Origin of the sequence: Endozoicomonas sp. SCSIO W0465 (assembly GCF_023716865.1) — a bacterium.
Lineage (GTDB): Bacteria > Pseudomonadota > Gammaproteobacteria > Pseudomonadales > Endozoicomonadaceae > Endozoicomonas.
This window is the reverse complement of the sequence record NZ_CP092417.1, coordinates 5,142,048-5,156,366: the sequence shown is the minus strand read 5'-3', so window position 1 is coordinate 5,156,366 and position 14,319 is coordinate 5,142,048. Positions and strand designations below refer to the sequence as shown.

The following is a 14,319-nucleotide window of genomic DNA, read 5'->3' as shown; positions in this document are numbered from 1 at the left end:
TTGAATGGTAACCGGTAGATATAATCAGTCGATTTACAATGACGGTTAGCACAGCCCCTATGACGACGACCAACCTGACTGGTTCTGAAAAATACAGTTTCAATAAACTACAGAAAAAACTCAGACGCCTGACCGGAAAAGCCATCGAAGACTTTAATATGATCGAAGATGGCGATCGGGTTATGGTTTGCCTGTCGGGTGGTAAAGACAGCTACACCATGCTGCATATCCTCATGAGCCTGCAAAAAAGTGCGCCAATCCATTTTGAACTTATTGCCGTTAATCTGGATCAGAAGCAGCCCGGTTTTCCGGAGCATGTCCTGCCTGACTACCTTGACGGGCTGGGGATACCGTATCACATCATCAATCGGGACACTTATTCGGTCGTCAGGGAAAAAGTGCCTGAGGGTAAAACAACCTGCGGCCTTTGCTCACGCCTGAGAAGGGGGACTCTGTATGCTTTTGCAGAAGATATTGGGGCGACCAGAATTGCCCTTGGTCATCACAAGGATGACATCGTAGAAACCATGTTCCTGAATATGTTTTATGGTTCAAGATTGTCTGCCATGCCGCCAAAGCTGCGCTCTGATGATGGTCGCAACATCTTGATTCGTCCTTTGGCGTATTGTCGCGAAAAAGATATAACCCGCTTCTCAGAGCAGCTGGAGTTCCCGATTATTCCCTGTAACCTGTGTGGCTCCCAGGAAAACCTGCAACGACAAAACATCAAGGCCATGCTGGCTGAATGGGAAAGAAAGCACCCCAGTCGCATTGAGTCCATTTTTACGGCAATGCAGAATATTGCGCCCTCACAAATGGCCGATACAGAACTGTTTGATTTCAAACATCTGGAGCTTGACCGCAATGGCAAGCGAAAGGATTATGAGCATGCTGATAATCAGACCGTCTTCTCAGGCAATATCAATATTCTTGAGAAGGGTAATGGTGTTCAGGTGATCAATTTCGAGCCTTGATCCTCTAACAAGGCTGCCTCAGTGCAGCCTGATGAAGCTTTATTCAGTACTTTTTTTCAGCCTGTATACGATCTGAATTATGGCCTGTACTCATTCAGCTTCCAATTATACCGGTAACTGATACGACCATTGTAGTTCTCTAATTTACGTTTTAACTCATCGCTGGCAAATAACGTTATCTCTTTTGTAACTGTTCAGCACCCCCACATAAATCTGGAATTTTCTGATTTTTATACCATCCTCTTAAGCACCATTTTTCCACAATATTCGCCAGCATGATTCCAGAACTACCCGCAACTATGTCGGCTGAGATTCTCTTGAAAGAGAATGCAGAGCTGCGGATGAGAGTTGCCTGTCTGGAAGAGCGATGTCGAGAATTGGAAGAAAAGGTTGGCAAGAACAGTCAAAACAGCAGCAAGCCGCCATCGTCTGATGGTTATCAAAAACCTTGTAAAAACAGTAATTCTCCAGATCATTCTGACGACCTTTCCGCAGATAAAGGTACCGATCCATCGGATGAAAAACCCAATCCTAAAAGTCTGAGACAGTCTTCTGGTAATAAAGCCGGTGGAAAGAAAGGGCATCAGGGCACTTGTCTTAAACAGGTCGATATCCCTGACTATATTGAGTACCTTCCGGTTAAAGAATGCAATAAATGTCAGGCGTCTCCTCGACTTTAGAGTCTGTATAAAACGATAATTCGGTCAGCTTTTTATAGTGAAGCAAGCCGAAATCAGTGAACTGTTTTTCCAAGTTCGTTATTACTTCCGTTTTTTGCCTAAAAGCCTTTAGTTATGCTGCTTCTGAATTATCCGGTATTAACTGGTCGATCAGATCGCGAAAATTGAACTCATATTTTTGCTTATATCTGTTCCAGCCCTTGCGAATAGAGAACCTCGGAATAATTCCTGAAAGAGCAATTTTCATCATGCCTGCAGTGGTTGTATCCGGGCTTCTCCAGGGTATCCGAGAAATATTCAGACATGCCTGATTTTTACAAACGGTTAATAACTGCAATAATGCATAGCCTGCCATTTTCAAATGCATCCATCGAAGCAGTGTTCGCAATTTCTGCTGCCATAAATGGCAACAGCCAAAAGCATGTTTGAGTTGGTGAAACATTGGCTCTACCGGCCATCTCCGGGAATAGGCACGAAGCACCTCCAGTCCCTCAAGTTCCGGATTGGTCGAGATGAATATTCTGCTTTCGGTCAGACCTTTGTCATTTTCAAAGCGACTCCAGACGACGCGTACTTCACGACCTTTAAGGAATCTGGCGCGACAGATCAGGGTACGATAACGTATTTTGCGAAATTTGCCGTACATCCATACTGTTGCTTTTTCTTCCGGCAGTTTCTTAACCTGTTCTGTCGTCATCTTGATGCCGTACTTTTTTGGGCGCCCTCGCTTCTTTACGGTGGGTGCTGGCGGCAAAGCATAGAGGGCCCGATTTGAAGGTATCTGACCAACAACTTCTATGTTCATTTCCAGAGCTGGCTTTATCAGTGTCCAGTTCATATACCAGCAATCGGTTAGCAGGCGTAGCACTCGATCCTTCACTTCATTGCGTACCACCCTGAGCATGGCCACGGCAATTTTCAGTTTGCTGGTGTTACCTGAAGCTGGTGTCGGAAATGAGATCACCGGTATGGCGGTAAATACTTCATCTGCAGCCCGCTCAAATATGATGGCCAGGGAAACCCAACACTGCCCCCAGATGTACGTCGGCCGATTGCGTTTCTTGCTGTGTTGATGATGTGTACGACAAGCAGGGGCTTTGTCGGAAAACCGTTCGATTACCCAGTCATCAAGCCCCAGGACCACAGGTTGATTCTCAGGAGCTTTGGAGCAGACCAGACGGATCAAGTGGCGTGCCAAGTTCTTCCATTGCCACTTGCCCTGAGATAGCCAGTGGTGGTAGCTGCTCCACACACAATGAAAATCAATTGTTAACAACGCCTGTGTAACAAAGCCGTCGGCTGAAAGCATGCAACCGAACAGCAGTTCGCAGAACGTTGGTACTGCAGTTGATGATAGCGCTCCAGCAAGAAAGGTTGTATATGAAGCGAGCTCCCTGAGGATTACTTGATGATCTGAAGTGAGCATGGCAACCATCTCGAATTTCGTCATTGGGGATGGTTGCTTTTAGCAGATTATGCGCCGGAACTATTGTGCTCTTAAAACTCTAAAGTCGAGTTCTTGATAGTGAGCCGGTCAAATATATTGAACGACAGGTGTTTGAACCAGGGAGACCGGGTGAATTTGAAGTAACGGCCCATAGAGCTGAAGTAAAAATCTGCACTTGTGGTTGTCGGAATCAGGCTGAATTCCCGGAAGGTGTTACCGCTGCCGCACAATATGGCTCAGCCACACAGGCTATGGCCGTCTATCTTAACCAATACCATTTCCTGCCTTTTAAGCGCGTGTCAGAGTATTTTAATACTCTCTATAAAATGAGTGTAAGTGCAGGCACTGTCGCCAATTTTGTGGCCAGAACCTATGAAAATCTGGCTTCTACTGAAGAGGTTATTCGTGACGCCTTGCGGGAATCGTCTGTTGCCGGAGCCGATGAAACGGGTATGCGGGCCGAGGGCTCTTTGCACTGGCTACACGTTATGCGGGATGAACAATGGACGCTCTACTACTTGTCTGGTAACTATTCAGCACTGAGCAAAGGCATATTACAGTAATTCCGAACAGCTCTATGAAGTGATTGATATATGTCCATTCCCTGTTTTCTGGCAGACGACAAATAGCTGCGAATCCGTGCAAACATAGAACCACCGTCTGCACTCCTGAAGCAGCCTGAGATTTTCTGCTTTAACTTGGCCATTCGAACATCCCGCTCACTGCCATTGTTATCGAAGGGAATGGTAAAATCTGACATGAAGCGCAGTGTCTCAGCCTTGAACTCAGTGAGTCGTTTGAAGAGATTGTAAGCTTTAGTATTCTTGACTTTCTTGCGCTTAAGCTCCTCTCGTTGCTTCTCCATATAGACGACTTCTTTCATTAGAGCCCGCTGAAGCAACCGGTCATAAATCTTCTCGATTCGTTCACAGACAACACTTGGCATCTGTAGCATACCTATGGTCTTAAAGCCCTTGCAGTAATGCCAGGAAAGCCTCAGTAGCTTCATCAATCGCAACGCCAGTTGATTGCTGTCCCTATCAACAACACCCAAAAGCTCCCTCAGGTGATGGGCATTGCAAAGTACGTGAGTTGCCGCATATGCAAAATAGGATTTCCAATGATCATGAACCAGAACGCCTGCAAATGTTAGCAGTATGCCCATCGTGTCCATGGCCTCACGACCTCGCTTTTCAGACAAGTAGTAGAGCGTCCATTGTTCATCCCGCATAACGTGTAGCCAGTGCAAAGAGCCCTCGGCCCGCATACCCGTTTCATCGGCTCCGGCAACAGACGATTCCCGCAAGGCGTCACGAATAACCTCTTCAGTAGAAGCCAGATTTTCATAGGTTCTGGCCACAAAATTGGCGACAGTGCCTGCACTTACACTCATTTTATAGAGAGTATTAAAATACTCTGACACGCGCTTAAAAGGCAGGAAATGGTATTGGTTAAGATAGACGGCCATAGCCTGTGTGGCTGAGCCATATTGTGCGGCAGCGGTAACACCTTCCGGGAATTCAGCCTGATTCCGACAACCACAAGTGCAGATTTTTACTTCAGCTCTATGGGCCGTTACTTCAAATTCACCCGGTCTCCCTGGTTCAAACACCTGTCGTTCAATATATTTGACCGGCTCACTATCAAGAAGAGACGCCTGACATTTATTGCATTCTTTAACCGGAAGGTACTCAATATAGTCAGGGATATCGACCTGTTTAAGACAAGTGCCCTGATGCCCTTTCTTTCCACCGGCTTTATTACCAGAAGACTGTCTCAGACTTTTAGGATTGGGTTTTTCATCCGATGGATCGGTACCTTTATCTGCGGAAAGGTCGTCAGAATGATCTGGAGAATTACTGTTTTTACAAGGTTTTTGATAACCATCAGACGATGGCGGCTTGCTGCTGTTTTGACTGTTCTTGCCAACCTTTTCTTCCAATTCTCGACATCGCTCTTCCAGACAGGCAACTCTCATCCGCAGCTCTGCATTCTCTTTCAAGAGAATCTCAGCCGACATAGTTGCGGGTAGTTCTGGAATCATGCTGGCGAATATTGTGGAAAAATGGTGCTTAAGAGGATGGTATAAAAATCAGAAAATTCCAGATTTATGTGGGGGTGCTGAACAGTTACTCTCTTTTAAAACACCATCCTCATCAATAAAGTCATCTTCATACCAATCAAAAATGCTGGAAAGCACAAGACGGCCATTGACAAAAGCAGCTCCTTTTTTCTGATTGATAAACCGCCTGGCAGCGTCTGCCAACTGATCGTCAATCCTTCTCCCCTGAAACGGATCTGGCAATAAATCAGGGCAACCAATACTGGCGCAGTTTAAGGCATAGTGAATTCGGGGATTGTTCCAGATAGGGCGGAGAATCCGATGTTCAATGTCATGCAGGGAGATATTTTGACCGGCAATCTTAATAAGTTCATCCTTCCATGGCCCCATACGGAACCATCCTTTTCCCAGCCGGGTTATGGATTTTACCGGGTAGTAATCAAGGATCAGATCAACGGTTAACGCATTATAGAGGTTTATCCAATAGGCCTGCTGCTCATTGCGGTTAAGCGTTCTGGGGTCCTGTTGCGCTATAGCGTGGAGATAAGTATCTAATCGTTCCTTGTCTGTTTTTGTAACACGACCATACTCAACCATGAACATTCCGGTTGATTCAGAGAGCTTCACATAGCGATCAAGAAATTTTTGCCATTCTGAGTGATCGACAACCTTCTCACTGTTTTTGTCAACCTTATCCCAATATGACCAGCGATCCGGGGATGGAACCGCCTGAACAGCAACGCTGAACAAACTGAACAATAAGAGCAGGGCAGAAACGACGCATCTGGCCATACATGGCACCTTCCTGGCGTTATTTAAGAGCCATCCATTAATAATGCTTCGGGTGCCTCCCGGATTGGTTATCGGTACGATCCGTTAAATCCAACAGGCTCCTGGGCCACTTAAGTCCATTGGACTGATCAAGAAAGGTGATCGGCAGAGAAACTGACTACTTCAGCTCATTCAATCCCCAGTCATACTGATACTGAATAATACCTGTGTATTTTTTGAGTCGTATGGCGTTACTCCGGGAAGCAAACCTGAGCAGGTGTAAAACAACCCCCTCCTGATCAACAAAATCCTTTTCATACCATTCATAGATACGGGATAGTGTCAGCCTGCCATCTACCCAGCTCATGCCTTTTTCCTGTCGGATAAAGCGGCTGGCAAGTTCATCAAGCAAGTGATCGGTATTGGCAGCTGTAAAGACCGTTGCCGACAAATCCGGACAACCCATGCTGGCACAGTTCACCGCATAATGAATCCGGCTATCTTCCCATAGTGGCCTGAGAATCCTGTGCTCAATATCGTTCAAAGTCAGCTGTTGGCCTGCTACACGGGTGACATCCATATCCCACGGACCAAAGCGATACCACGGGCCAATTTTGGTAATGGATTTAACCGGGTAGTGTTCGAGCACCAGATCAACCGTTAATGCGTTGTAGAGATTGATCCAATAAGCTTTCTGCTCTGCCTTTGCGTACGTCCTTGGATCCAGAGAGGATATTTCCATAAGGTATTGCTTGAGCTTGTCACGATCTTCCTGACTGACAGCCCTGTAGCGAAAGCGGTTTCCATCCGGACGAAGTACCAGATAAGCATCCAGTATCTCCTGCCAGAGGTGGTGGTTGATCACCAGGGAAGAATCCGGGTTGCTGTTGTCCCAGATTGCCCAGTACCTGCTGGCAGGGGCTGCCATGGCCAGGTCCGGAACGATGAGTAAGAAGCCAAAAAGCGTAAATGCTTTTACTTGCCTCCATAAATTTGCAAAGCCAAAATGAAGCGAATCAGAATTGATATAAGTTAGGGTCATGGGAATGCCTTCTCCCTGGTTATTATTTTTCACCCACAGTTCACATGCTAACCTGGATCATTTACATCATACTGCAGTAGTTTATTACTGTTGATCATGGAAAGCAGTTCCTCAATATATGCTTTACCCCTTATGGAATATGCCTGCAAACCATGGGCCAGATCAGCTCCGGTGACCGACTCCTGACTGATTCTCCTCTGCTCACGAATCTGTCGCATCGCCTGGTACTGATGATTGGTATTCAGGTTGTGCATATAAGCACGGACCGAAGCCGCAACATCCTCAAACATCTGAACTTCATAGGTTTCTCCTGCTGGGCGAGCCGCTGGCACAATGCCGCAGCCCGGGGTAAAACACCACTGACCAAAGAAGTTATTACCTTGGCGGGCAAACCTTGAAGTCCCCCACGCGCTTTCATTGGCCGACTGAGCCAGGGCAAGCGAAGCAGGAATCGTATCAACACGGCTCAGCAACGCCGCAAAAAACCTTGCATCAAAGGTTGCAATATCAGGTAACCGGTATTTTCTGCCCATATCAGCCAGCCATGACTGGTCTTGTTCCGTCAGCGCTGACAGGGAGGATAACGCAATAATCCTCTGACGATGTTGTAAAATCGTATCATTCTCTTGTTGGACTATGGGCAACAAGAAGCCAAAAAAAGCACGTTTTTTGGCTTTGACATCAACCATGCTGGCAAAATCCGGTATAGCCAAAACAGACAACGTTTCTACCTCGGCAACCGCCACAGGTTCAGATGCTACTGCAGCTTCATCCGCATCCTGGTAATGAATTCCCAACGACACCAGAGGTAATGCCAGCAAAACTCCCAGCATCACTTTATCAATCTTATTGAGCATAAGTTCCTCAGTAAAGCATCCCGGTTAACAGCAGGATAAAGGCTAACCGCCGGAAATGGCAGAATATCCTCAAAATAATGCCCAACTTCTTTACAATTCAGGCGAAATATGACAACACTGGATGTGCGGCTTAACGCGGTTCTGCGGTGGAAACCCCCTGCAGAGAGCCAATAATAATAACAAAGGTTAACCGCCGGTCAGTATCAGTATCCACCACTGCTCATGTCATTTCAGCGGAAGAAACGGCCCGGCTCCGGCAGAATACATGGAGGCACTGTTATGATCCTAAGCCATTTCTGGGGCTTGCTCACTGAGCCCGACAACGAATGGATCAGCATTCGGAAGAATCCGCCCGGGCTGATCCAGCTTTACCTTGGTCAAATCATCTGGCTGGCAGCCTTACCCGCTTTCTGCACTTACATGGGTACGACGCTGGTTGGCTGGAGCCTTCCCGGAAGTATCAATGTGGTCAGACTCACACCGGAAAGTGCCCTGTGGATGGCCATCCTGGCCTGGATGGCAATGATTTGCGGGGTTGCCGTCATGAGCTGGTTTATCCACTGGATGAGTAGTAACTTCAACAGTGATCCTTCACTGACCGATTGCACGGCATTTACCTGCTATACTGCCTACCCACTCTTTCTGATCGGTATCTGCGGCCTCTATCCATCGCTTTGGCTGGCTATTATTGCCGGTACTGTTGCTGTCTCTGCCACAGCCTATCTTCTGTACAGTGGTCTCCATATTTTTATGAAAATTCCTCAAGAGCAGGGCTTTATCTATGCCAGTTCGGTTCTCTGTATTGGATTGGTCGTTCTGGTGTCCATCATGATCACTACCGTTATTTTCTGGGGTATGGGCATTGGGCCTGAATATGTCCAGAGTTATTAAGGCTTCTGCAGCGCCGGGTTAGTTCACGGTATCAATGTGATGAACTCATTCGTACTAAAGGAAGCGAAGTGCGCTGTCAGCATCTATTAGTCTGAGTCAGCGCACCGTCGAAATTCACCGATTTCGTATCATGGATTAAGAGAGGTACACAGTCACTTGCTCAGCTGGAACGTCAGGTCATGCGTATGACAGTCTCAAAGAACAAGTTGCCAAATGCAGCCTGCGCAGGTGAACTTAACACAAGCATTACCAGGCTATCATGGCAACCTCCTGATTCAGCACCTCAGGAATAACAGCGGTTCCATTGGTTCAAATAGTGCTTCCGCCCGAAGATGATATGAGGTTTTCCAGTTCCTGCGACATCCTGCCCATCGGTTTTCTGCACAGCAACTCTCGATTTTTAGCTAGTTCTCGTCCAAAAACGCATCAGGCAATCATAATTAGATTGTACGTGCGTTTTGATATTTCCTGAAATTCCAGAGAGCCGCAAAAACTCTTCCCTTTTTTTCTCTAATCTGGGACGGATATTGGAGAAAAACGCGAAAAGCAGGCAGAAAACATCCTCCCACCATGCTGGAAAGGTACTTTCATGTAGCGTGGAGGTGGCTATCAGGATGGTGCCGGGTGTCTGGCCAGAATCACCAGGTTGTAACAGACCACCGATAACCAGCAATGAGAATCAAAACGCTCAGAACCCTTGCAGTGGCAACGTGATAGCCCAAAACATCTCTTTAGCCACGAAATTCCCGCTTCAATACCTGCCCGGAAGCGAAAGAGCGTTTTATACACATACTGACTTTTAGTCATCTCTTCGACTTCAAGTCCGCGCTTCTTATTAAAAGCTACATCGCTGATTCCCATGGCCTTGGCTTTTTCCAAATTAGCGCGACACGCGTATCCGCCGTCACCGCTTGTCTGGCGAGGTACACGACCATAAATTTCTTTTTGTCTTTCCATCATCGGAATGAATTGGTCCGAATCCGCTGGGTTACCTTCCTCAATAACCAGGTCCAGGATCAATCGACTTTTTCCCTGAACCAGGTTCAGTTTATGGCCATACTGTACTTGCCGCCTGTCTTTTACGATGATATCCGTATGGGGTTCATACAGGCTAACCACTTTTTCCTGGGCTGGCACCTTTTCACCCTTAAAGACCCTGCGCTCTGTCTGGGAGACTATTGCATCCACCAGGGGTAACAGGTGATCCACATCGGCCTGCCACTTGTCGGCATCATCAGCCAGGAGACACTGCCCCTGCTGACGGGCGTTTGCTAGCGTGACAGTAGCTTCGATAAGTACCTTCCGGGATTTTCGGGTCAACTGCAGCAGTTTTTTATAATGCTGATGCCGCTCTTCTTTGCCAGCGTAGATGCATTTTCTGGCCGCATCTTTTACGGCTCGGTTGTGATGGGTATATTCATAAAGCGGTGTCGCTGTCAGTGTTTGTCCCCGTTCCAGCAGCCGACAAATTTCTTTAACGGAACTGGCTAAAAGATCACTGTCGCAAGGAGGTTTGATATCCGATTCGGTGACTGTGCTGTCAATAGCCACAGTGCGCCCTTTTTCAATACCCTGATCTTTAGCGGTCATTAGCTGACAGTTATTAATCCGTTCCCATGTAGATGCAGTAAGAAGGCTGATGAGCCCATGCAAACTGGAGCGACTGGGGCGCTGGTTTGGTTCGAGGCGACAAAAGTCTCGAAAGAGCATGGAGTCCATCAAAACAAACGACAAGTAGTCATAATCACAATTCAAATACTGTTTCAGGAGTGCCGCACGAAGAACGGATTCTGCTGATAGTCCGTTCCGCCCAGTGTTCTGTTTATCACCAGAACTTAAGTCCTCATAAATCCAGTCATTGAACTGTGGATGGGCGTCAAGCCATTGCGAGATACCGGAAAGCTGGGAGCAGATTTCATGAGGTACGTAATGGAGTTCCATACTACACTGCGGGTTGCGTTTTTTGCGCATTTGGAGTCCTCTGTTTTTGGCAATCCCTTATGTTTCTTGCTCTTGGGAAGTTTAGTCGCCAGATAGCAGTAGGGCTCCACTTAATTTTTCAGGATAAAATCTACAGTTTTCAATTGGTTGTGTTTTTGGACGAGAACTAGCTATATCCAATCAAACAGGCATCAGATATTGTTCAGAATAATTCAGGCTGCCGCCTACAAAGTGCCCAGGCAGTTCGGCACAGGATTGTGACCAATATGCCTGCCGTTTATGATTTTGGTCATCCAGAGCCTGCCCGTGTACCTGTCTATTCGAAAAAAAATATTCCTGCTTGCTGTAGTCCCCGCTGCACTGTTCTATAACCTGCTTTTTGTCCTGTTGCAGACGTACGATTTCAACCGTGAACAGAGCTACCTGGAGCACAATCTGGAGATAGCCACTACACAGGTTGTTCGCCAGATCAACACCCATTTTTCCCTCGCCAGGCAACAGGGAGAAAAAGTCAGCCAACAATTGCAGGTACTGGCCTCTGAACCGGGGATATCACCGGCAGAACAACCCTCGGCTACGCTAGCACAACAGGCTCTCAACATTCTGTCCGATCAGCAGGCCCTGCAACCGGGAACGGCCATTATTATCCAGCAGGCCGACCATTCCCTTCAGTGGATTGCCAATAGCAGCGAGGCTGTTCTCTGGCCACCGATGTCTGCCGATTATCGCCAGGATTTGCAGCAGTGGCTGGGCACGGGCATCCGCCAGGGCCATCATAGCGGCATTTATCCTCTCCCCCTGATGCAGGCTGGCCAGCTCTCTGGTGAGCAAGGATTCTTCTACGTCCGCTACACAACTATTGACCATCACCGGGTGGCGGTGCTGAGCTTTGTATCCATGGTAGATTTCCTCAGGGAGCGAGCGGTCCTGATGGGCATGAACGCTTATTTATTCCTGCTCGATAGCGCTCGCGAACCACTGTTTGAACTGGATAGCCTTCAGATCCCTGAAGATCTCAGGCAACAGTATGATGACGCCAGCCACTGCCTGCTCCGGAGTAACAGTAATTCCAATAGCTGCAACAGTAATGGCAGCATGTTCAATGGCAGCACCTTTTTACACATTCACCAACCGTTTGGCGAGGGGGGGCTGGGCTTGTCGTTGCTGCTATCCACCTCCGGCCTTCATGGATTGCTGCCAAAAATTATTACCTTTATTGTTGTACAGTTGCTGGCTGCCATGCTGATCTGGCTAATGGCCGGCCAGCTCAGCAAGCTGTTCAGTTCCATTGGGCAATCACTGGAGAGTATCGCCAGTGGTGAGTCATCCATCGCCGACCCATTGGGCTGCCAGCACGATCTGTTCCATATACGCCAGTTTATCGCCCGCATAACTCACCGACTGCAGCAGCGACAGGAACAGCAATGGGCAGAGCGGGTTTCATCCTTTGACCGCCTGCTTGGAAAGCTGGGTCAGGGTATCTATTACTTCACCCACGACCGGGACGGGTATATGACCCACCTCAGTCCGTGGATGAGGACAGCAGCGGGCATGACTGCCCCCATCGAAACGTACCATTACAGCTGGCTGTACTCCGATGCCCCCGGCAACCAACAGGCACTTGAGGAGACCAGGCGAGTACTGGACAGTGCCGAAACCAGTGTCTACGAGCTGGAAACCTCCGACGAAAACGGCAACCGGTTCCACTTCGAAATCATCAAAATACCGATTTACGATGCCCGGGGCCAGATTATTGGTGCCGAAGGGGTGGGCCGCAACATTACCCGCTGGGTCACTGATGCGGCGCATTTCCGGGGATTGCTGCAGTTTGCTCCTGATGCCATGGTTATTACCAATTGCCGTGGCGTGATAGTGATGGTTAACGCCCGGGCGGAGCTTCTGACTGGCTACCGGGGTAACATGGTGCTGGGTAAACAATTGTGCACACTTATCGGCGATGAGCACCACAATCAGCTCTTCACCGGAGAAAAACTGTCAGCGGTACGCACCAGCCAATCCGAAGTGGAAATCAATATTGTCACCCGGTCCGGGGAACTGGTGCCGGTAGAGTTGACCATGAACGCCATTGAAACACCGGATGGCCTGCACTACTCAATGCTTATGCGTGACATCCGCAAACGCCGGGCAGCAGAAGAGGCACTGTACGCCAGTGAACAACGTTTACGACGCACCATCGATGCGCTGCAACATGAGTACATATTCTATTCTCAACACCTGGACGGCTCTTTTATCAATGTGACTTCGTCGGTTCAGACGATACTTGGCTACAATCTGGAATATTTCATGGCGCACTGGCGACAGTTGTTGCACAGGAACAGTGACCGTACGATGGCAGCAAAGGTATTCAAAATATTGTGCCAGGGTGGGAGCCATCCCAGTTACCAGCTGGAGATCGTCAAGGCCGACGGTACCATTGCCACACTGGAAATCTATGAATCCGCAGCCATGAATGATCAGGGTGAAGTGGTGGCCATTCAGGGACTGGCCCATGACCGGACCCGTGAACGGCGGGCCGCTTCCGCCCTCGCCGATGCCAGGGACAAGGCCCAGGCCGCCAACGATGCCAAGACCCAGTTCCTGTCCAATATGAGCCATGAGCTGCGCACCCCACTAAACGGCATACTTGGCTATGCACAATTGCTGATGACCCAGCCCAATTTTACCCCGGAACAACAGGACCAGCTACAGGGTATTCAGGCCTGTGGCCAGCATCTGCTCACCCTGATCAATGACATTCTTGATTTGAGCAAAGCTGAATCCGGACACCTTATGATTGTTGCCCGGCCATTCAACCTGATGGAGCTGATTGACTCCATTCACCGAATGGTTGCCCAGCAGGCAAAAGCCAAAAAGCTGAACTTCAAGGTGACCGTGGGTCGCGAGGTACCGGCGTTTTTGATTGGTGATGAGACCAAAATACAGCAGATCCTTATTAATCTGCTGAGTAATGCCATCAAGTTTACCGATGCCGGTAGCATTAGCCTGGAAGTTAGTCGTCAGCAGCAGCTGATATTTGTAGTTCAGGATTCCGGTTCAGGGATTGCCGGGGATCAGCTTCAGGCAATATTTTCACCTTTCCGACAGGGTACTTCCGGACTGAAGAAAGGGGGTACGGGACTGGGGCTGGCCATCTGCCAGCGAATTACGACGGCCATGCATGGCACGCTATCAGTTAGCAGTGAACTGAACGTCGGAAGCCGTTTTGTACTGACACTTCCTGTAGCCAGTGCCACAGAGCCTGTCGACTGGTCTGGCCCTGCCGGACTTTCATTGCCACTGGCAGAAGAAGACGGGTGGATCGAAAGCCCTGTCCGACCCGGACTGCCTGTGGTTCAGACTGAGATTCTGGAACGTCAGCTGACTGCCTTTATCGAGATCGGTGATATCGAAGCCATTCGCCATGCTGTGGCCCATTTGTACGACCATGAGTTTGCCCATTGCCATGATACCCAGCTTTGGCTCGACCAATTAATGAGGTGTTGTGATGAGCTTGATATCGATGCCCTGTCGAAACTGGTAGCGAACCTGTCGGGTCAGGATGAATCAGCTTAGCTCAATTGAAGCATTTACGGATTTCACAATTCCGGTCAATCCACTATGCTTCCTGCACAAACACAGGGAGCAGACAAACCA

General features: G+C 48.4%; 11 protein-coding genes. 5 read left to right on the top strand and 6 right to left on the bottom strand.

Annotation, left to right across the window (positions count from 1 at the left end):
* The first annotated feature begins 59 nt into the window (after positions 1 to 59).
* Positions 60 to 974 carry a tRNA 2-thiocytidine(32) synthetase TtcA gene (gene ttcA / locus MJO57_RS23005; RefSeq protein ID WP_252019041.1) on the top strand — a complete coding sequence of 305 codons (915 nt, stop codon included), beginning with the start codon at positions 60 to 62 and terminating at the stop codon, positions 972 to 974.
* Between the two features lie 275 nt (positions 975 to 1,249).
* Positions 1,250 to 1,654, top strand: a complete 405-nt coding sequence (locus tag MJO57_RS23000; RefSeq protein WP_252019039.1) for a DUF6444 domain-containing protein — start codon at positions 1,250 to 1,252, stop codon at positions 1,652 to 1,654.
* Between the two features lie 112 nt (positions 1,655 to 1,766).
* Here MJO57_RS23000 and MJO57_RS22995 read toward each other — a convergent pair whose 3' ends face one another.
* Positions 1,767 to 3,104, bottom strand: a complete 1,338-nt coding sequence (locus MJO57_RS22995; protein WP_252017304.1) for a transposase — start codon at positions 3,102 to 3,104, stop codon at positions 1,767 to 1,769.
* Positions 3,105 to 3,208: 104 nt separating this feature from the next.
* On the opposite strand from MJO57_RS22995, the gene MJO57_RS22990 reads away from it, so the two are divergent.
* A complete protein-coding gene (locus MJO57_RS22990; RefSeq protein WP_252019037.1) occupies positions 3,209 to 3,664 on the top strand; it encodes a transposase in 456 nt (151 codons plus the stop codon).
* On the opposite strand, the gene MJO57_RS22985 is transcribed toward MJO57_RS22990, so the two are convergent.
* The 4 genes from MJO57_RS22985 to MJO57_RS22970 form a co-directional block, all read right to left on the bottom strand.
* Positions 3,631 to 5,145 (bottom strand): IS66 family transposase, encoded by a 1,515-nt coding sequence (locus tag MJO57_RS22985; RefSeq protein ID WP_252017330.1) that lies wholly within the window; start codon positions 5,143 to 5,145, stop codon positions 3,631 to 3,633. The two genes, MJO57_RS22990 and MJO57_RS22985, sit on opposite strands and share 34 nt — an antisense overlap.
* A gap of 48 nt (positions 5,146 to 5,193) precedes the next feature.
* Positions 5,194 to 5,955, bottom strand: a complete 762-nt coding sequence (locus MJO57_RS22980; protein ID WP_252019036.1) for a DUF547 domain-containing protein — start codon at positions 5,953 to 5,955, stop codon at positions 5,194 to 5,196.
* 157 nt (positions 5,956 to 6,112) lie between these two features.
* A complete protein-coding gene (locus tag MJO57_RS22975) occupies positions 6,113 to 6,976 on the bottom strand; it encodes a DUF547 domain-containing protein (RefSeq protein WP_252019034.1) in 864 nt (287 codons plus the stop codon).
* A gap of 47 nt (positions 6,977 to 7,023) precedes the next feature.
* Positions 7,024 to 7,833 carry a glucosaminidase domain-containing protein gene (locus tag MJO57_RS22970; RefSeq protein ID WP_252019032.1) on the bottom strand — a complete coding sequence of 270 codons (810 nt, stop codon included), beginning with the start codon at positions 7,831 to 7,833 and terminating at the stop codon, positions 7,024 to 7,026.
* Positions 7,834 to 8,112: 279 nt separating this feature from the next.
* Between MJO57_RS22970 and MJO57_RS22965 the strand changes: the two genes are divergently transcribed.
* Complete coding sequence (locus tag MJO57_RS22965) at positions 8,113 to 8,724, top strand: Yip1 family protein (protein WP_252019030.1); 612 nt, start codon at positions 8,113 to 8,115, stop codon at positions 8,722 to 8,724.
* 609 nt (positions 8,725 to 9,333) lie between these two features.
* Here MJO57_RS22965 and MJO57_RS22960 read toward each other — a convergent pair.
* On the bottom strand, positions 9,334 to 10,695 hold the full coding sequence (locus MJO57_RS22960; RefSeq protein ID WP_252017318.1) for an ISNCY family transposase: 1,362 nt from the start codon (positions 10,693 to 10,695) through the stop codon (positions 9,334 to 9,336).
* 276 nt (positions 10,696 to 10,971) lie between these two features.
* Between MJO57_RS22960 and MJO57_RS22955 the strand changes: the two genes are divergently transcribed.
* Entirely contained in the window at positions 10,972 to 14,238 is a 3,267-nt protein-coding gene (locus MJO57_RS22955; RefSeq protein WP_252019028.1) for a PAS domain-containing sensor histidine kinase, read from the top strand.
* Positions 14,239 to 14,319 lie beyond the last annotated feature (81 nt).